15 protein-coding genes and 1 tRNA gene are annotated in these 19,082 nt (G+C 67.1%); 7 read left to right on the top strand and 9 right to left on the bottom strand.

Features of this window, described 5'->3' with window-relative positions; genetic code table 11:
- The first annotated feature begins 4 nt into the window (after window positions 1–4).
- From ACE3QW_RS21140 to hslU, 3 genes are read left to right on the top strand one after another with little or no spacing between them, the layout of a single operon-like run.
- Entirely contained in the window at window positions 5–796 is a 792-nt protein-coding gene (locus ACE3QW_RS21140) for an alpha/beta fold hydrolase (protein ID WP_374253821.1), read from the top strand.
- A 60-nt stretch (window positions 797–856) separates the two neighbouring features.
- On the top strand, window positions 857–1,402 hold the full coding sequence (hslV, locus tag ACE3QW_RS21135; RefSeq protein WP_024280452.1) for an ATP-dependent protease subunit HslV: 546 nt from the start codon (window positions 857–859) through the stop codon (window positions 1,400–1,402).
- A gap of 36 nt (window positions 1,403–1,438) precedes the next feature.
- Complete coding sequence (gene hslU, locus ACE3QW_RS21130) at window positions 1,439–2,746, top strand: ATP-dependent protease ATPase subunit HslU (protein ID WP_374253819.1); 1,308 nt, start codon at window positions 1,439–1,441, stop codon at window positions 2,744–2,746.
- Between the two features lie 7 nt (window positions 2,747–2,753).
- Here the strand turns inward: hslU and ACE3QW_RS21125 are convergent, their stop codons facing one another.
- Both ACE3QW_RS21125 and ACE3QW_RS21120 read right to left on the bottom strand, forming a co-directional pair.
- A complete protein-coding gene (locus tag ACE3QW_RS21125; protein WP_374253817.1) occupies window positions 2,754–4,139 on the bottom strand; it encodes a sigma-54-dependent transcriptional regulator in 1,386 nt (461 codons plus the stop codon).
- Between the two features lie 128 nt (window positions 4,140–4,267).
- Entirely contained in the window at window positions 4,268–6,145 is a 1,878-nt protein-coding gene (locus tag ACE3QW_RS21120; protein WP_156026232.1) for a hypothetical protein, read from the bottom strand.
- A 261-nt stretch (window positions 6,146–6,406) separates the two neighbouring features.
- Between ACE3QW_RS21120 and ACE3QW_RS21115 the strand changes: the two genes are divergently transcribed.
- Window positions 6,407–7,762 (top strand): aspartate aminotransferase family protein, encoded by a 1,356-nt coding sequence (locus tag ACE3QW_RS21115; protein WP_081837435.1) that lies wholly within the window; start codon window positions 6,407–6,409, stop codon window positions 7,760–7,762.
- 250 nt (window positions 7,763–8,012) lie between these two features.
- On the opposite strand, the gene ACE3QW_RS21110 is transcribed toward ACE3QW_RS21115, so the two are convergent.
- Together ACE3QW_RS21110 and ACE3QW_RS21105 are read right to left on the bottom strand one after the other, a co-directional pair.
- Window positions 8,013–8,168, bottom strand: a complete 156-nt coding sequence (locus tag ACE3QW_RS21110) for a DUF3309 family protein (RefSeq protein WP_197023048.1) — start codon at window positions 8,166–8,168, stop codon at window positions 8,013–8,015.
- A gap of 235 nt (window positions 8,169–8,403) precedes the next feature.
- On the bottom strand, window positions 8,404–10,305 hold the full coding sequence (locus ACE3QW_RS21105) for an aminopeptidase P family protein (RefSeq protein ID WP_374253816.1): 1,902 nt from the start codon (window positions 10,303–10,305) through the stop codon (window positions 8,404–8,406).
- 130 nt (window positions 10,306–10,435) lie between these two features.
- Between ACE3QW_RS21105 and ACE3QW_RS21100 the strand changes: the two genes are divergently transcribed.
- Both ACE3QW_RS21100 and ACE3QW_RS21095 read left to right on the top strand, forming a co-directional pair.
- Window positions 10,436–10,510, top strand: a tRNA-Gly gene (locus tag ACE3QW_RS21100).
- Between the two features lie 744 nt (window positions 10,511–11,254).
- Window positions 11,255–12,760, top strand: a complete 1,506-nt coding sequence (locus tag ACE3QW_RS21095; RefSeq protein ID WP_374253814.1) for a DUF1254 domain-containing protein — start codon at window positions 11,255–11,257, stop codon at window positions 12,758–12,760.
- Between the two features lie 267 nt (window positions 12,761–13,027).
- Here ACE3QW_RS21095 and ACE3QW_RS21090 read toward each other — a convergent pair whose 3' ends face one another.
- On the bottom strand, window positions 13,028–13,687 hold the full coding sequence (locus ACE3QW_RS21090) for an aspartate/glutamate racemase family protein (RefSeq protein WP_374253813.1): 660 nt from the start codon (window positions 13,685–13,687) through the stop codon (window positions 13,028–13,030).
- 47 nt (window positions 13,688–13,734) lie between these two features.
- Window positions 13,735–15,279 carry an MFS transporter gene (locus ACE3QW_RS21085; protein ID WP_374253811.1) on the bottom strand — a complete coding sequence of 515 codons (1,545 nt, stop codon included), beginning with the start codon at window positions 15,277–15,279 and terminating at the stop codon, window positions 13,735–13,737.
- Window positions 15,280–15,423: 144 nt separating this feature from the next.
- Between ACE3QW_RS21085 and ACE3QW_RS21080 the strand changes: the two genes are divergently transcribed.
- Window positions 15,424–16,242 carry a MurR/RpiR family transcriptional regulator gene (locus tag ACE3QW_RS21080; protein ID WP_374253809.1) on the top strand — a complete coding sequence of 273 codons (819 nt, stop codon included), beginning with the start codon at window positions 15,424–15,426 and terminating at the stop codon, window positions 16,240–16,242.
- 215 nt (window positions 16,243–16,457) lie between these two features.
- On the opposite strand, the gene ACE3QW_RS21075 is transcribed toward ACE3QW_RS21080, so the two are convergent.
- The 3 genes from ACE3QW_RS21075 to ACE3QW_RS21065 all read right to left on the bottom strand — a co-directional run bounded on the left by ACE3QW_RS21075 (window position 16,458) and on the right by ACE3QW_RS21065 (window position 19,021).
- Complete coding sequence (locus ACE3QW_RS21075) at window positions 16,458–17,171, bottom strand: DUF2161 domain-containing phosphodiesterase (protein ID WP_374253899.1); 714 nt, start codon at window positions 17,169–17,171, stop codon at window positions 16,458–16,460.
- Between the two features lie 12 nt (window positions 17,172–17,183).
- Window positions 17,184–17,897 carry a spermidine synthase gene (locus ACE3QW_RS21070; RefSeq protein WP_374253807.1) on the bottom strand — a complete coding sequence of 238 codons (714 nt, stop codon included), beginning with the start codon at window positions 17,895–17,897 and terminating at the stop codon, window positions 17,184–17,186.
- Between the two features lie 293 nt (window positions 17,898–18,190).
- Window positions 18,191–19,021, bottom strand: a complete 831-nt coding sequence (locus tag ACE3QW_RS21065) for an IclR family transcriptional regulator (RefSeq protein ID WP_081837437.1) — start codon at window positions 19,019–19,021, stop codon at window positions 18,191–18,193.
- Window positions 19,022–19,082 lie beyond the last annotated feature (61 nt).

Genomic DNA, 19,082 nt, shown 5'->3' with positions numbered 1-19,082 from the left:
GCCGATGCCGACGACGCACAATGACGGGCTGGAGCTTGCCTATCAGGTCAGCGGCGAAGGCCCGCCCCTGCTCATCATCTCCGGCCTTTCGGCCGAGCGTTCCTTCTGGGCCCTCTCGCGCCCGCTGCTGAAGGGCTTCACCCTCATCGAGTTCGACAACCGCGACATCGGCAAGAGCCAGCGGGCCAAGGCGGCCTACACCGCAGCCGACATGGCCCGCGACGCCCTCGCCGTGCTCGATGCCTCGGGCTTCGAGAAGGCCCATGTCATCGGCCATTCCATGGGCGGCATGATCGCGCAGGAACTCGCCATCGCCGCGCCGCAGCGGGTGAACCGGCTGGTGCTCTCCAACACCATCGCCCGCAACGATCTCTACACCACCGAAATCATGCGGCTGTTCAAAGAGCTGCGGCTCCAGCTCGACAACGAGCTGACGTTCGGCGCCGCGCTCACGACCTTCGTGCTCGGCATGCGCACGCTGAACAAGATTCCGCTTTTTGCGGCGGTCCAGCAGTCGCTGGACGCGGGCCTCTACCAGGAGAAGGACGCCTTCATCCGCCAGGTGGGGGTCTGCGTCGGCTTCGACAGCCTCGCCCGCATCGGCACGATCACCGCGCCCACCCTCGCCATCTATTGCGACGACGACCGCCTGTTCTCCCCGGCCATGGTGCGCGAGGTGGCGAACGGCATTCCCGGCGCGAAGCTCGACGAGATCATCGACAGTGGCCACTGCCCCATGGTGGAGGCGCCGGAGAACTTCTGCACCACCGTGCGCGCCTTCCTCAACGGAAACTGAGCGGGAAGCGAGTTGCGTCAGCCGCGGAAGCGCATAAGTAAGCCCCAAGCGGAGCACTTCATGCATTCCCCTGATACCATTTACGGCACCACCATCGTCACCGTCCGCAAGGGCAACCGCGTCGCCATCGCCGGCGACGGGCAGGTCACGCTCGGCCAGACCGTCCTCAAGGCCAATGCGCGCAAGGTGCGCCGGCTGGGCCGTGGCGACGTGATCGGCGGCTTCGCCGGCGCCACAGCCGACGCCTTCACCCTGTTCGAGCGGCTGGAAGCGAAGCTGGAGCAGTATCCCGGCCAGTTGCAGCGCGCCGCCGTGGAACTCGCCAAGGACTGGCGGACCGACCGCTACCTGCGCCGGCTGGAGGCCATGATGATCGTGGCCGACGCCTCGGTGTCCCTCGTCCTCACCGGCACGGGCGACGTGCTGGAGCCGGATGCGGGCGTGGCCGGCATCGGTTCGGGGGGCATGTATGCCCTCGCCGCCGCCCGCGCCCTCCTCGACCGCGAGGAAGACCCGGAGGCGATCGTGCGCCGCTCGCTGGAGATCGCGGCGGACATCTGTGTCTACACCAACCGGAACATCGTCGTGGAAACCATCGGGTCCTGAGCGCCCCCGGCCCCCGCGATAAGGACTGCTGATTCCATGAGCGACTTTTCCCCCCGCGAGATCGTTTCCGAGCTGGACCGCCACATCGTCGGCCAGGCCAAGGCCAAGCGCGCGGTCGCCATCGCCCTGCGCAACCGCTGGCGCCGGCAGCAGCTGGACGAGAAGCTGCGCGAGGAGGTTCTACCCAAGAACATCCTGATGATCGGCCCCACCGGTGTCGGCAAGACCGAGATCTCCCGCCGCCTCGCCCGCCTCGCCGGTGCGCCCTTCCTGAAGGTGGAGGCCACCAAGTTCACCGAGGTCGGCTATGTCGGCCGCGACGTGGAGCAGATCGTGCGCGATCTCGTGGAGGTCGGCATTGGCCTGACCCGTGAGGCCAAGCGCAAGGACGTGCAGGCGAAAGCCCACCTCAATGCCGAGAACCGCGTGCTGGACGCCCTCGTCGGCGCCACCGCCTCGCAGGCCACCCGCGACGCCTTCCGCAAGAAGCTCCGTGCCGGCGAGCTGGACGACAAGGAAGTCGAGATCGAGGTGCAGCAGGGCACGCAGGGCATGCCCATGTTCGAGATTCCCGGCATGCCCGGTGCGCAGATGGGTGCCATCTCGCTGGGCGACATGCTGGGCAAGGCCTTCGGCGGCCGCGCCAAGCCGCGCCGCGTCACGGTGAAGGAGGCTCACCCCCTCCTCCTCACCGAGGAGGCGGACAAGCTGCTCGATCAGGACGCCATCACGCAGGAAGCCATCCACGCGGTGGAGAACAACGGCATCGTCTTCCTCGACGAGATCGACAAGATCGCCGGGCGCGAGGGCCGGTCCGGGGCGGACGTCTCCCGCGAGGGCGTGCAGCGCGACCTGCTGCCGCTCATCGAGGGCACCACGGTCTCCACCAAGCACGGGTCGGTGAAGACCGACCACATCCTGTTCATCGCCTCCGGCGCCTTCCACGTCTCCAAGCCGTCGGACCTGCTGCCCGAGCTTCAGGGCCGCCTGCCCATCCGCGTGGAGCTGGAGGCACTGACCCGCGCCGATTTCGTGCGCATCCTCACCGAGACCGAGGCAAGCCTCGTCAAGCAATCGGTGGCGCTCATGGGGACGGAAGGGGTCACGCTCGACGTCACGGCGGACGCGGTGGAGGCCATCGCCGATGCCGCGGTGGAGGTGAATTCCAACGTCGAGAACATCGGCGCCCGTCGCCTGCAGACGGTGATCGAGCGCGTGCTCGACGACCTCTCCTTCTCCGCGCCCGACCGCTCCGGCGAGACGGTGGTGGTGGATGCGGAGTATGTGCGCTCGCGCGTCGCCGACCTCGCGAAGAACGCCGATCTCAGCCGCTTCATCCTCTAAAGGCGGCTCACGACAGGCGGGTGCTCTCGCCCCAGGCCAGTTTCTTGCGGTAGAGGGTCGAGGGACTGAGGTCGAGAGCAGCGGCGGCAAGGGAGATGTTGCCGTCGAAGGCGGCGATGGCGGCCTCGATGGCGCGCCGCTCGATCACCGCCAGCGGCTCCACCCGGCCGTGCCACGCCAGGCTGTCGGACCAACCCTGGATGAACACCTCGGGGCTCCGGCCAGGGGTATCCGCCTCGGGCGCGGCAGGCTCGGCGAGAAAACCGGGCGGAATGGTGCCGCCTTCGCTCAGGATCACCACCTGCCGCATCAGGTTCTGCAATTCGCGCACATTGCCGGGGAAACGTCGGGCACGCAGCGCCTCCACCACCTCGGGCGTGAAGCGCGGCATGGGCCGGCCCTCCTCTCCGGCGAAGCGGGCCAGGAACGTCTCGGCCAGAAGCAGCACGTCGTCGCCGCGCGCCCTGAGCGGGGGCAGCGCCAGCGGCAGCACCGCCAGCCGGTAATAGAGATCTTCCCGCAGGCGGCCGGCGCGCACCTCCTCCAGCGGGTCACGGCTGGTGGCGCAGACGAGGCGCACGTCGGCCTCCCGCTCCGCCACCTCGCCCACGGGGCTGAACCGGCCGGTCTCGACGAAGTGCATCAGCCGGGCCTGGCAGGCCGGGTCCATCTGGGTGATCTCGTCCAGGTGGAGCGTGCCGCTCTGGGCGCGGTCCATGGCGCCGGCGTCCTCGCGGCCGAACAGGGCGATTTCCATCAGTTCGGGGGGAATGACGGCGCAGTTGAGAGCGACGAACGGCGCATCGCGCCGCGAGGACGCGGCATGGACCGCCGCCGCCACCAGATCCTTGCCGGTTCCGCTCTCTCCAGTCACGAACACCGCCGCGCGCGAGGCGGCAAGGCGCTCGATCTGGGCGTAGACCGCCTGCATGGCCGGCGAACGCCCGGAGAGACCGCAGAAATCGCCCCCGCGCGGCAGGGGGCGGGCCGCCCGGCGGCGGCGCTCGGGGCGGCGCGCCGGTGTCGCGGCGAGCAGGCGGTCCATCACCTCCTCGATCACGAGCGGCTTCTGCACCACGTCGTCGGCCCCCGCCCGCATGGCGGCGACAGCATCTGTCACCGAACTTTCGCTCAGCGCCACCACAAGCGTGCCGGCATATCCGCTGGCGCGTACCCGCCGCACCACATCTTCCGGGTCCTCCGTCCCGAGGAGGACGGAGGTGCAGCGGGGCAGCAGGGTCAGCGCCGAGGCGATGTCGGTCGCCTCGATCAGATCGAGGGAATCACGTCGGGCAAGCGCCGCACGCACGGCCGCACGTGCGGTCGGGTCAGGATCGCAGATCAGAAGGCGGGCCGGCCCGCCGGTACGCCGGGCGATGGAAAACTGGGACATGGACTGCGGATCGCGGGAAAAGAACATCCCTGGAAGTAGACGCCCGGCAGCGTAAAGGAAGCCTTGCCGCCCGCACAACCCATTCTCACGGTGTCACTTCCGCCCACCCGATCAGGCAGGCTCGCCAGTCAGCCCCGCGGCGGTTTGCCCGCACCAGCGTCGGCGGAGAGGCCCGCGCTTTCCAGCGCCGCGAGTGCACGCGAGGCGTGATCCTTGGAGGGCAGCAGGCGCGTCACCAGCCGGCGCACGCCATCGGCACCGTCGGAGGCCTGATGAACCATGAGGTTGACCACCTCCCGCTCTTCGCTGTGGCGCCCGAGGGCGTGAAGGCTGAGGGCGAGCGCGATGCGGTTTTCCACCGTCGGATGCAACGTCAGCTGGGGCAGCATGGCCTGCGCCGCGATCAGGTCGCCGCGCAGGAAGGCGGCGAGCGCCAGATAGGAATCCCGGAACGGGGTCGCCACCGCCCCCTCGCGGCGGGCGTTGGCAAGCAGGGCCTCGCCCTCCGCGATCCGCCCGGCGCCGATGAACACCACGCCCACCGTGGCCGCCACGTCGAAATCGAGCGGATTGAGGCGCAAGGCGCGCTCCGCGGTGGTTACCGCCTCGTCCGGCTCCCCGGCGAAAAGCTGCACCAAAGCGAGCGCGCGGGCGGCATAGGCGCTGGCGGGGGCCAGCTCCACGGCGCGCTCGGCCTCGTCCAGCATCACCTCAAGCTCGGCCTCGGACGGGGCCGGCGTGTCGTCATGCAGCGTGCGCTGGAGCTGGGTCTCGGCGCGCACCGCGTGGCCGAGAGCGAAGGCGGGGTCGCGGCGGGTGAGTTCGGCGAGGCACTCGTCCACATTGATGCCGCGCGTCTCCTGCCGGGTCTCGGCCTTCATTTCCGGCCGCGTCTCCTGGCTGTCGCTGCGCCGCTGGGCGGCCGCGGCGGCGACGCAGCCGTAGCCGGAGGCGGGAGCACGGGCGAGGGCCTGCGCCCGGGCGCGGACCTGCACCACGCCATAGCCCTCCATCACCGCGACGGCCACGTCATGGATCACCCGCTGCTCGCTCTCCGCAAGCTTTCCGGCGCCGGACAGGCCGTCCATCATGGTGGACCAGACGATGGAGCCGTCGCAGCGGTCGGTGAGGCGAACGGCGAGGGAGAAGGTGCCATCCGGCCGGCCTTCGGCGAGGCCGGCGAGGGAGAAGACCGAGCGCGGCACCTTGGCCGCACAGGCTTCGGCGACGGCACTTTCATGGATATCGGCGCCGGCGGCGCGCACCTGGGTGAAATCAAAGCGGGCGAAGGCGTCGCGCATCCGCTCCTCGATGGCGCGCAGCTCGGTCATCGGCGGTGCACCGTCGCCGGACGCCTCGAAGGTGCGGACCTCGACCAGCGGAAGCCGGATGCGGTCCGCTGTCGCGGCGGCGGTTGCCGCATCCCGCGGCGCCTTGATGTCGGCGTCCCACAGGGCGAAGCCTAGGCCGGCCGTCACCACCACCGCGAGCCCTGCCGCCAGGGCCGGCAGCAGCCGGCGGGGGCGGGTGATCTCGGCGGGGACCTCGGTCGATCCCGGCGGCACGGCGGATGTGTCGGGATCGGCCAGCGCCGCATCGTCCGGCCCGCGGGCGCGGAACTGAGGCACATAGCCGCCCTTCGGGACATCGATGATGACGGGATCATCGGCACCAACGGTCGCATAATACCGGTCAAGCGCGCGCCGAAGCCGGGTCGCCTCCACCCGGACGATGGGATCGGACTGGGGATCGAACGATGGCGGGCGGCCCAGGGCCTCGACCGCGATGGTGTAGCCCTTCAGCGCGTCTGCGCGCCCATCCAGCGTTGATTCGACCACGAACCGCAGAAAGGCGGCGAGGCGGGGCGAGGAGGCGAAATCGGCCGAGGCAAGCACGCGATCGAGGGCGGCGCGCACGCTGGCAGAGGCATCGACCGTCTCGGCCACACCTTCCACGCCGGCTTCCACCGCGCTCTCTTCGCCTGCGTCTGCAGCGCTGCTTACCACGATACCGCCCTAACCTACGGTCACGACCTTTGTCGATCAGAACCCATGCACAAGCAAGAGGGCGGGATCAAGGTGAGCGCGCTCCCTGCGGCAAGCTTCCCGCGACGGTTCCCACCGGCAATGCGGACTGCTAGCCTTGCCGCGACGCGACCGCACCCGAGGCCGCCGGCCGGCATGTGCCGGCGGCGCGCGACCCGCACTGTGCGCGCTGGCGCGTTGCAAATCGGCGCCAAAGACAAGGCGCGCGGGAGAGGAACCATCATGGCTCTGGACGATCTGGTGACGGACGGCATGCGCGCGGACAGTGTTCCGAACGACCTCGAAGCCTTCTGGATGCCGTTTACCTCCAACCGGTCGTTCAAGAAGCGACCGCGACTCGTGTCCCGCGCCAAGGACATGCACTATTACACGCCGGAGGGTCGCCCCATCCTCGACGGCTGCGCCGGCCTGTGGTGCGTCAACCCCGGCCACAACCGCGAGCCCATCGTCGAGGCCATCCGCGACGGCGCCGCCGAGATGGATTTCGGCCCGACCTTCCAATACGGCCACCCGAGCGCGTTCCGCCTCGCCACCAAGATCGCCGACCTCGCGCCCGGCGATCTTGACCATGTGTTCTTCTGCAACTCGGGCTCCGAGGCGGTGGACACGGCGCTGAAGATCGCCCTCGCCTATCAGCAGACCATCGGTCAGGGCACGCGCACCCGCCTCATCGGCCGCGAGCGCGGCTATCACGGCGTCGGCTTCGGCGGCATTTCCGTGGGCGGCATGGTGGCGAACCGTCGCACCTTCGGCACCATGCTGGCTGGCGTCGACCACCTGCGCACAACCTACGACCGGGAGAACCAGGCCTTCTCCAAGGGCGAGCCGGAATATGGCGCGCATTTCGCCGACGAGCTGGAGCGCATCGTCGGCCTGCATGACGCCTCCACCATCGCCGCCGTCATCGTCGAGCCCATGGGCGGCTCCACCGGCGTGCTGCCAGCGCCGAAGGGCTATCTCAAGCGCCTGCGCGAGATCTGCGACAAGTACGGCATCCTGCTGATCTTCGACGAGGTCATCACCGGCTACGGCCGCCTCGGATATGCCTTCGCCGCCGAGCGCTACGGCGTCATCCCGGACATGATCTGCTTCGCCAAGGGCATCACGGCCGGCGCCGTGCCCATGGGCGGCGTCATCGCCCGCAAGCCCATCCACGACGCCTTCATGAAGGGGCCGGAGCACATGGTGGAGCTGTTCCACGGCTACACCTACTCGGCGCATCCGCTGGCCTGCGCCGCCGGCCTCGCGACGCTCGACCTCTACGCGAAGGAGAACACCTTCACCCACGCTTTGGCGCTGGAGCCCTTCTTCGCCGATGCGGTCATGTCGCTGAAGGACAAGCCCGGCGTGCTCGACATCCGCACCGTGGGCATCACCGGTGCGGTGGACCTCGCCCCGCGCGCCGGCTCGCCCGGCCTGCGCGGCTACGAGGCGCTGGAGAAGGCCTTTCACGAGGAAGGCTTCATGATGCGTATCGCCGGCGACACGCTCGTCATCACCCCGCCCCTCATCATCTCCAAGGATCAGGTGGGCGAACTGGTGGAGAAGCTCGGACGGGTGATCGAAAAGACCGCCTGAAGAACGCCGCGCGCGTCCGCCGCCCCGTGGTGAGCGGCGGACGCCGACGGGCAACGCACACACCCTGGCCGCCGGTCCGCAGCGGGGTGCTGCCGACGGCCAGGCCGTGCGGGCCGCGAAGCAGGGGCGTCAAGCTCGCGGGCCGCACGTTCGCGGTCTCGATATGGAAGCGACTGGACGTGGAGATTTGCGCGCGCCTCACGCGGCCGGCACCGACCGGCCCAGCCAGCCGGCGCCAGCCGCGAGGCCGCTAGAGCCGTCCCGTGAGTGCCAGCACGATCACGATGATCAGCAGCACACCCACGATGCCGCCGGGTCCATACCCCCACCCGGAGCTGTAGCCCCACCTCGGCAGCGCGCCGATGAGCAGCAGCACGAGAATGATGATGAGGATCGTGGACATCAGCGGCCTCCCAGTCTGTCGGGCGGAGCCACGCTCCGCCTCGCGCATCTGGTAACGCCCACGAGGCCTTGCAGTTCCTTGGCTTGTGGAGGAACGCCCGACGCTCTGCGGGCGATCCGGCCGACTTGTAGAGCGCGATCCGAGCGGATTGAATCAATCCGCTCGGTAAATCCCCCTCTCACTCTTAGAAGAACGCGTGACCCCTTCAGATTGCGATGCAATCTGATGGGCGCGTGCTCTAGAGCGGCGCCGTGGCTCCGGCGAGCCAGTCGACGCTACCCTCGTCCACCAGCGGCGCGAGGGTCGCGCGGACTTCGGCGTGATAGGCATCCACCTGCGCCCGCTCGGCACCGGTGAGGAGACGAAGATCGATCAGCCGCCGATCGTAGGGGACCAGCGTGAGGGTCGAGAAGCCGAAGCAAGGCCGCTCTCCGGCCTCCACCGGACGGTCCTCCACCAGGATCAGGTTCTCGATGCGGATGCCGTAGGCGCCGGTGCGATAGAAACCCGGTTCGTTGGAGAGGATCATCCCCGCGGCCAGCGACAGGTGGCCGAGCTGGGAGATGCGTGCCGGCCCCTCGTGCACGGAAAGCCCCGCGCCGACACCGTGGCCGGTGCCGTGATCGAAATCGAGCCCGTTCTCCCACAGGAACTGCCGCGCCAGCGGATCGAGCTGGGCCCCCGTGATCCCCTTGGGAAATACCGCGCGGGTGAGGGCCAGATGGCCCTTCAGCACCAGCGTGTAGTGGCGGCGCATATCTTCCGTCGGCGTGCCGACGGCAAGGGTGCGGGTGATGTCCGTGGTGCCGTCAGGATATTGCGCGCCGGAATCGAGGAGGAACAGCTCGCCCGGATGGATCGCCCGGTTGGTCTTGCGCGTGACCCGATAATGCACGATGGCGCCATTCTCCCCTGCCCCGGCGATGGTCGGGAAGGAGATGTCGGTAAGACAGCCGGTGGCACGGCGGAAGGTCTCCAGCGCCTCCACCGCGTCGATCTCGGTCAGTTTGCCGGTCGGCGCCTCCCGGTCGAACCAGGCGAGGAAGCGCACCAGCGCCGCGCCGTCGCGCACATGGGCCGCGCGCATCCCCGCGATCTCGGCCGGGTTCTTCGAGGCCTTGATGAGGGAGATGGGGTCGGCGCCCTTGTCGGCGAGGCCGCCTGCCGTCTCGATGAGCGTGGCGAGGCGCACGGGCGCGGTGGCCTGATCGACGCGAATGCGCCGGCCCTTTCCGTCGCCCTTGCCCTCGCCTTTGGCGAAGGCGGCGAGCACGCGGTCGAGGTCGCCCACGCCGTGCAGGCGGGCATGCCCCGCGAGGGCGGCGCGCACCTCGTGGGAGAGCTTCAGCGCCTCAAGGAAAAGGTCCGGCAGTCCCGCGCGCGGGATGATGCACCAGGCGAGCGGCAGCGGCGTGTGCGCCACGTCCCCGCCGCGCATGTTGAACAGCCAAGCCGCGCCGTGCGGATCGGAGACGAGCACGCCGTCGAGCTTCTCCTCGGCGAGTTTCTCCTGCACCCGCCGGAGCTTGGTGGCGGTGTCCTCGCCGGCGACGGAGAGGTCGAGCAGGCGCACCGGTTCACGGGGCGGTGCGGGCCGATCGGGCCAGATGGGATCGAACGGGTCGGCATCCAGCGGCGCGAGGATGCCGCCCGCCGCCGCCACCGCCTTCACCAGCCGCTCGCGGCCATCGATGGTGGTGCGCCACGGATCGAAGCCGAGCCGGGCGCCACGGGGCAGATGGTCCTCGATCCACTTGTCCGGCCGCGTCTGCGACAGGGGCACCACGGTGAAGGCAGCCTCGTCCACCTGCGCCGGGGCCTGGAGGGTGTAGCGCCCGTCCACGAACAACGCCGCCTCCGTCGGCAGCACCACGCAGGTGCCGGCCGAGCCGGTGAAGCCGGTAAGGTACGCAAGCCGCTCCTCGCAGGCCGGCACATATTCGTTCTGGTGCGCATCCGCGCGCGGGATCACATAGCCGTCGAAACCGAGGCGGGCGAGCTCCGCCCGAAGCGCCGCCAGCCGCGCCGGCCCCTCGGCGCCGTCAGCGAGATCGTCGAAGGTCTGGAAGTGCGCCTTGAACGGGGGATGGCCGTGAGAGGCCGAATGAACCGGGGAATGGGCAGAAGACGGGGACGTCATGGGCGGGGCGCCGGGCAATCGTTGAAATCCCGCCGACCATAGGAGCCCCGCCGGGCGACGGCAACGCAGTGGGTATTTCGCGAAACGCCCTTGATGGGCAACCCCGCATCCGATTATGGTCGGCGCCTGCGCGGGCGTAGTTCAGTGGTAGAACGACAGCTTCCCAAGCTGTATGTCGTGGGTTCGATTCCCATCGCCCGCTCCAGTTTCGCGAGCTGTGACAAGAGCTTGGCGGGCTACCGTTGAACTCGGCGCTCCCCGTGGAGGTCTACCGCTTGTTCCGGTGAGCTGACCGCATTTGGATCGGCGCCCGTCCTGGCGGTCTCCTTCACCATAAGAAGGTCGCCCGGGATGTGCGACCACGTGAGGCCCCCGGTCCAGCATCGGCCGCAGGGTGCAGCTCCAGCTTCGACCTGCGCCGACCAGGTCGCTTGAATCGGATCTCATCGAGGATGCGGGTCAGCCGTCCACACTCTGGGGGATCGGCCATGACGCCATATCCCGGTAGCCGGCGCATCATCGAGACGATGCCCTGCGCCTTTCGGACTCTTTTCGTACCCCCGGCCTTCTTCGGTCTATTCGCCTTATCGTACCCCCCGGAAGCACGCTCGTGGCGTATGCTGTCGCCAATCGAGTTCGAACGGCGGTACAATGCCAAAGCTGAAGGCGTCTGGAAACTCGGGGCAACTCAGAGACCTGAACGGCAAAGCGCTGGCTCCATCTCGGATGTTTAGCGCAAGTTGACGTGAATCAAGCCTGTTGATTTGGGTTCCGTTGTATCAACTTAAATAAAAATTCGCTGCGATTGGGCGCGCCGCCTCGGGCGGTACGAGGTGATTTCAAGAATCATCGATTCTCGGAATTTGGTGCAGACCTCGGACCAAACTAGCCCGAATGCTTGCCGAACTTCACCAAATTTGACCGTTACTGAATCGACGAGAGCGCAACCATGAGACAAAAACTGAAGCTCGCCCTGTCTTCGCTGACGTTGATTGCGCTTTCGGTGATGCCCGGCGCTGCCCAGCAGTACAAATATGAAACCCCGATTGCGCCAGGCGTTTCCGTACCCGATAAGGTCGACACATCAATCGGCGAACTCAACTCGTCGCATGGCTACCCCGATGCGCCAACCATTCAGACGATCTACGACAATTTGGACCGCTCGCGCGCCCTGCAAGCCTATCTGCTTGGCCTACCCATAGTAAATCAAGTCGGAATGAGAGATACGCTGCGTGGATTTGGGCCGGTCAACCAGACGAACGTCATCTGGGAGAGTTTGGTCGACTCGCGGACCGTGGAACTGACGGCAAACGACAACACCGTCTACAGTTTCATTTGGCTTGACACGCACAAGGGTCCGTTAGTCGTCGAAATTCCGCCCAAGGTCTTGGGGGCTATCGATGATTTTTGGTATCGCTGGGTTGCCGACGTCGGCCTCACCGGTGAGGACAAAGGCAAGGGTGGTAAGTACCTTGTATTGCCGCCGGGATATCAGGGCGAAATTCCACCCGGCTATTTTGTCGTACGACCCAGCACATACGGCAACTGGATGCCGTTCCGATCGTTCCTTGTCGACGGTTCACCCCAGCCCGGGGTCGAATCCGTGAAGAAACATCTGAAGATTTATCAGCTCGCAGACGCTGCCAATCCGCCCGCAATGAATTTTGTCAATGTATCGGGCGTTCCGTCCAATTTTGTTGCCCCTGGTGACTATTCTTTCTGGAGTCTGCTGAACCAAGCGATCCAGGAAGAACCGAGTGAAGGAAGTGATCCAACCACGCTGGGCCTTTTTGCTTCCATCGGGATCGTCAAGGGAAAGCCGTTTGATCCCGATGCGCGGATGAAGAAGATTCTGGAGGACGCTGCGAATATCGGCGCTGTGACCGCACGCACGATCGCCTTTAAGATTCGCAGTGAAGACGCCTACTTCTATCCGAACAGTTCCTGGCGACTGCCCTTCTTCGGCGGCTACAAATTCGAAGTCGCACCGGGGGTTGCCAACCTGGATGGGGCCGCCTTCTTCTACTATATCGCCACAGGCGTGACACCGGCGATGGCATTGAAGATGGTCGGCCAGGGGTCGCAGTACCCGTGGGCAGCCCAGGACTCGAAAGGCAACCCGTTCGACGGCGCCAAAACATACAAACTGCACCTGCCTCCAAACATTCCGGTCAAGGATTTCTGGTCGGTCATCGTCTACGACAATCAGACGCGCTCCATGGTGCAGAGCGACCAGCAGTTCCCCAGCGTGAGCAGTCAGAACAAAGGCGTCAAGGTCAATGATGATGGCTCCGTGGATGTCTATTTTGGGCCACAAGCTCCCGCTGGCTTTGAACAAAACTGGGTGCAGACGCTTCCTGGCAAAGGCTGGTTTATGATCCTTCGCCTCTATGGACCGTTGGAGCCATGGTTCGACAAAACATGGCGTCCCGGAGAAATCGAGCTGCAACAATAAAATCCACCACTGCCAAGCCCCGGCTTCAACGCCGGGGCTTTTTGCTGCAGCGCGCGAATTTGGCGACGCCGGACACAATGCGCGCGCTCCGCGAAAGCGTGGAACCCGGTGAATTCGCGACCACCCGTGAGGCCATGCGGGATGCTGTTCGCGTGTGACAGCGGCAACATCTCGTATTCGCCGGGCGCCTCAAGGACGTCCGACGCGTCACCACACGATACGCCCCCGCCGTCAGCGTTCTCTCCGCCGTCTGCACCGCTTCGACCGTCAGCGACTGGTCATGAATATCGACCCCAGGATTTTCTGGATCGCGGCCGGGACGGGCTCGACGATCCGGTCGGGAAAGCGCAGGCGCAGTCTTGCGGCGGCGTCGCTGAGCGGGCCACCTCCGATCACCACGGCATCCGCGCCGTCCTGCTCGATGCAGGCGGTCGCCGCCGCGGCCAGGGCCTGGTCCTGCGCGGGAGGATCCGCCGCGAGCGAGAGGGGATCGCCATCCGGCACGCGAACGCCCGTAAACTGGCCCTGAAGGCCAAGGTCGCGGACGCCGGCCTCGATGGAGCGCACGAGATCCGGCGTCGTTGTGGCGATCCCGAAGCGGGATCCTTTCGCCGCGGCCTTGAGGATGGCCGCTTCACCGATACCAACCACGGGAACCTGCAGGAGCGCACGCAGCGCCCCCACTCCCGGATTGCCGAAGGCCGATACGATGATGGCATCTACGCGCGATGCCTCCGCGAGCCCGATGCGGACGACCTCATCGGCAGCCTCGGCAAGGGCGGCCTCGTCCACGATCATGGCGGCCCCGCTCTTGGCCGTCACCCCTCGCAGGGTGACGGCATCGGGCAGAAGGGGCCCCGCGACCGAGAGCATCATCTCGGTCGAGCGGGTCGAGGTATTGGGATTGATGAGGAGGATCGTTGTCACGGCAAGTTCCTGATACCCGGGCCGGACCTCGGCCCAGGGGAGAGGCGTCAGGCGGTCTGAAGCGGACGTTCGGCCGGCGCCGTCTCCGGCACGGCTTCCATCGACTTTCCGAAGGTCTCCGGCGCGAACTGCACGGCAATGGCGAAGATCGCGTACATGCCCGCCATCATGGTGAACATGCCGGCGACACCGGCCATGTCGAACACCCGGCCGGCAAGCAGCGGCATCCACGCGCCCGCCATGGTCCCGAGCGCGAGGATGAACGCCGTGCCGAAGCCGCGAACCCGGGTGGGGTAGTTTTCCGGCGCGAAGATCCAGATGGTCGTGTTCAGGAGCAGCACGAAAAACTGAAATGCGGCGCCGAACGCGAGGATCAGCGCGTCGGTGGTGGCCAGGAAGCCGAAGCCCAGCCCCGCCGCCACGGCGCACAGAGCGCCCGTCGTCAGCACGATCTTGCGCGGGACGCGCGCTGCCAGCACCGCCGCCGTGAGCGCGCCGAACAGGCTGCCGCTCTGCAGGATGATCGTGTACAGGAAGCTCCGCGTGATCGTATGGCCCTGCGAGACGAGGATCGTCGGCATAAGGGTCAGCACGGTGAGCTGCGCGCCGAACGTCATCCAGGACGCGATCCCCACGGCAAGGGTGCGGCGAAGAAGGCCGCGGCGGAAGATGTCGGCCACGATCGCGCCGAGCCTGGGCGTCTCGATCACCGGCTGCGAGGTGACGTGATCGGTCACCTTGACGTTCTTGGTCGAGAAGGACCCGGTCGCAAGCTGCGACAACACGCGATTGGCTTCTGCCAGCCGGCCTCGTGTGACCAGGAAGCGTGGCGTCTCCGGCACGAAGCGCCGATAGAACACGACCAGGACCGCCGGGAGCACGAGCGCGCCGAACAGCCACCTCCAGCCGTCCCCGCCCGGGAACAGGGTGAAGATCAGGAGGGCGAAGGCCGGGGCCAGCATGTTGCCGAGGCCGCCGCCCCCCACATTGATAAGCCCGACCGCCGTGCCCCGGAACTTGGAGGAGCAGAACTCGGCGAGCAGGGTGACTGCCGTCACGATCTCGCCGCCGAGCCCGAGGCCGACGATGAAACGGCCGATGGCCATCGTGGTATAGCCCGGCGCGAGCGCGCAGATCGCGGCGCCGACCGTGAACAACAGCAGGTTGACGTTCAGCATGAAGCGGCGGCCCACCCTGTCGGCCAGGACGCCGGAGCCGAGCCGCCCCATGGCGGCCGCGACGAAGGTCATCGTGTTGAGAAACCCGATGTCGGCCGCGGAGAGATGCCACTGTTCCCGCAGGAACGGGGCGATCAGCCCGACGGTATTCTGCTCGAAGACGTCGAACATCACCCCGAACAGCACCAGTAGCACGATGAGCTTGTGCGCGGTGGTCACGCCGATCTTGTCGAGCGCCGCCTCGACCTGCACCGCCGCCTCGGATGCGGGGGCGGAAAGCTGCACGTTTTCCCCAGCCATGGTCAGTCCCTTCGTTGGTCCCCAAACCCGCAGGACGGCTGCGATTGAATTTTCAATATAACCGTTCTGCAAAATTTTTTTCAGCAACTTCCATGCCAGTGCAACGATCCGCATGGTGCCACGCGGCGCTTTGGGTCATACAGGAGCTGGATCGCATGCCCGCGGCAGGCGGGCCGAACCGCGGTTCGGCTGACGGCACAAGATGATAGGAACAGGTGAGGCGCGGTGAGCACGACGATTTCGGCCAAGGACTCGCTGGTGGCGCGCATCACCCGCCACAGGGATGATCTGTCTCCGACCGAGAGGCGGCTCGCTGAATTCTTGATCGATTTCCCGGGCAATCTGCCTGCTTATACGGCAACCGAGCTTGCCAATGCCGCACGGGTCTCCAATGCGGCGGTGACCCGTTTTTTTCACCGGCTCGGGTATGACAGCTATAACGACGCGCGGCGGCAGGTGCGGCTGGAGCAGAAGGCCGGCTCGCCGCTGATGCTGCTGAGCGGCGAGAGCCATGCCAGCGACACGCTGCGCGCCCACCTCGAACTCAGCGTCCAGAACCTGTCCGAGACCTACGGCGGATTGTCCGACGAGATGATCGACCGGATCGCGCGGGCCATGCTCGCGGCAAAGCGGGTCTGGTTCGTGGGCTTCCGCAACAACCAGTCCTTCGCGGCCTATCTGCGCTGGCAGGTCTTCCGCGTCATCGAGACCAGCATCCTGCTGCCGGTTGCGGGGGAGACCATCGCCGAATATGCGGTAACGCTGAATAAAGGCGACGTCCTCATCGTCTTCGCCCTGCGGCGTTCGACGCCCGCCTCCTCCCACCTGATCACCCGGGCAGTGGAGGCCGGCGCGCAGGTCCTGTGCGTGGTGGACTCGGCCACGGAGAACCCGGGCCCGGCCACATGGCTCATCACCTGCCAGGCGCGGGCGGCCGGCCCGCTGGACAACCATGTGGCGGTGATCGGGCTTTCGCATTTTCTGGCGACCCGCGTCCTCGAACTCAGCGGCCGCGAAGGCCGGCGCCGCATGGCCGCGATCGAGGCAGCCCACGACGCCTTCGACGAGGAGCCCTAAGGCATTTGAAAAGCGCGCTGCGCCCCGACAAGGTGTTTGCCTTGCCGGCCCCCGTTCATGCCTTAAACCACGGGATGTCTTCGACCTCTAAAGGCTGGAGACACAAGCCGTGTGGCGACAGACGGAACGTCCCTGAAGTCGACCCGAGCTTCTGCGCAGTCCATGGTGATCTCTTCAGGCCATCGCATTCGCGACGTTCACCGGGGTCGGTGGGCTCAGGCATCGCCGGCTGTGCTGGAGCCCATCGGCACCACCATGCCGGCTGCAGTCGCGGAACCGGGGACCGCCTGCCAGCGGATCAGCGCCTCGCGCCCCGCCGGCGTGAGGCCGTAGATGCCGCGATCCACGCGGACAAACCAGCCATAGACATTGTCCAGAAGGATTTTTCCGGCGTTGGGCGCGAACGCACGCAGATCGCGCGGGCGTTTGGGGGTCTCCGCCATGGCCAGGGCACAGGCGAGCGCCTGCTGTCGATAGGCGGTCATGATGGGTGTACGAGAGCCGCCCCCCACCGCCGGATCGCCCAGCCGGCGCCGGTGCTCCTCCACGAGCCGCGACCTGCGGCGCGGATCCTTGCGCGGCATGGGAGACGTGGGGCTGACGAGGACCGTCACCTCGCCCCCAGACGAAACGCCGAGCATGCCGAAGCCGAGGCGCCGACACAGGTTGCGGAAGCGCGCGTCGCTTTCCCGTCCGTTGCCGCGCACCGATGTGCGCGCTGCGAGCCAGACCTCGTCACAGGCGGAGGCACGGTCCACGGCCTGGAGGACGAGCTCCAGATTGAAGCTGAGCTTCAATTCCCCAATGACCACGATCGGGATTCCGTCTCCCGCGAGCGCAACCAGGTCGCAGCCGCCGACCTCGCCTTTGACGGCAAAGCCGAGGCCTTCCAGAAACGCCTTCACGGGCAGATAAAGGGAAGTCTCCAGGATCCGCCTCCGTCAGGCCGGCCTGTGCCGGGCGGGGCCGGGAGCGCGGACCTCCGGATTGGTGGCGATCCAGATGATGTGGCGCGCCCCTCCGCGCCCGCCATTGGCCCGCACGCGCGCCTCTTCGACGCCAAACCCGGCCTTGCGAACCCGCTGGGTGAAATTCCGGTCCGGCCTCGACGACCAGACGGCCAGCACGCCGCCAGGCCGCAGCGCGGCCCTGGCCGTGTTGAGGCCGGCACTATCGTAAAGCTGGTCGTTGGCCGCGCGTGTCAGCCCCTCGGGTCCGTTGTCGACATCAAGCAGGATCGCATCGAAAGTCGCCCGGCCGGCACGGATCAGGCCGACCACATCCTCTTCGCGGATGCTGACACGCGGATCGGTCAGGCAACCCGCGAAGATCCCCGCCATGGGGCCCCGCGCCCACGCGACCACCGCCGGCACCAGTTCCGCCACGGTGACACGGGCATCGGGCCCGAGTTCGGCGAGCGCCGCGCGAAGGGTGAAACCCATTCCCAGCCCACCGATCAGCACATGCGGCCTGGGGCGGTCCCGAAGTCTGGCGCAGACCATCGTGGCGAGCGCCTCTTCCGATCCGCTGAGGCGACTGTTCATCAGCTCGATGGACCCGGCCATGATCGAGAATTCCGCGCCGCGCTGCATCAGGCGGAGGCGGCCGCCGCCATCGGGCACGTCCGCGGTGTCGAGCTGCGACCAGGGGATCACGGGTCACTCTTCGGTTGAGGATCGCATTTTGCGAGCGGCCTTATATAGGCCAAACCTCCGTCCCCTCGCTACCGGCCAGCAGACGACCACGTGCCGCCGCACGACGGGAAGGCTCGTGTCTCAAGTTGAGGGGCAAGGCGGATCTGCCGATAGCGGACACTCGACCTGGCGGCCTTGATCTCAGCCATTGAGCGCATGTTTCAATTCAACGGCTTGCACCGAACTCCCAGGCTGTATGTCGCGGGTTCGTTTCCCATCGTCCGGTCCGGGCGATCCCGCAGGCCAGCCGTGCGTCAGTCGTCCGCGACGTCGCCGGAATCGGGAAGGGTGGCTTGCAACCGTTCCGCCGCTTCCTTGAGGTTCGGCACCAGCGCCCGCGCCTTCTCCAGCGAGAAGCGCGGCAACGGGCCGTGGCAGGCCACCGCCGCCACCACCGTGCCGCGCCGGTCCTTCACCGGGACAGCAATGGCGACGAGGCCTTCCAGAAACTCCTGATCGTCCGTGCTGTAGCCATTCTTCGCGATGCGCTCCAGCTCGGCGTCGAGCGCCTCGACGGTGGTGATCGTGTTCGGCGTCTGCGCCTTCAGGTGCAGCGTCTCCAGAATGCGCCGGCGCTGCACGGGGCGCATGGCGGAGAGGAACAGCTTGCCGGAGGCGGTGCAGTGCATGGGCACGCGCGAGCCCACCTCCAGATGCAGGCGCAGCGGCCAGGCCGCTTCCACGCGGTCGAGATAGATCGCTTCCGAGCCCACGCGCGTGACGAAATTGCAGGTCTCGCCCGCCACATCCACCAGCGCTTCGAGGATGCCGCGCCGCTCGGTGCTCACCGAATTGCGCAGCATGTCGAAGCCCATGCGCAGGAAACGCGGCCCCACCGCAAAGCGCCGGCCGTCCGGCTCGCGCAGCAGATAGGATTCCGCCTCCAGCTTCTGGCACAGGCGATGGACGGTGGGTTTGGGCAGCGAGAGCCGCACGCACAGCTCGGGCACGCCGAGGGGCGTTTCGGAGCGGGCGATCTCGCCCAGAAGATCGAGCGCGCGGAGCATGGCCGAGGCGTTGTCCCGCTCCTCGGGCTTCTCCGGCTTCTCCACGCTCTCCAGCTGCTGCTTCGCTGCCTTGGCCATCTGAATCGCCAGCCTCTCGCTGCGTGCAGCCTTAGCGGCTGGCAGCGGGGTGTCAAACGGA

Source organism: Xanthobacter sp. (assembly GCF_041911315.1).
GTDB classification, from domain to species: domain Bacteria; phylum Pseudomonadota; class Alphaproteobacteria; order Rhizobiales; family Xanthobacteraceae; genus Xanthobacter; species Xanthobacter aminoxidans.
The sequence above is the reverse complement of the archived record's forward strand: the minus strand, read 5'-3'. Positions and strand labels throughout refer to the sequence as shown.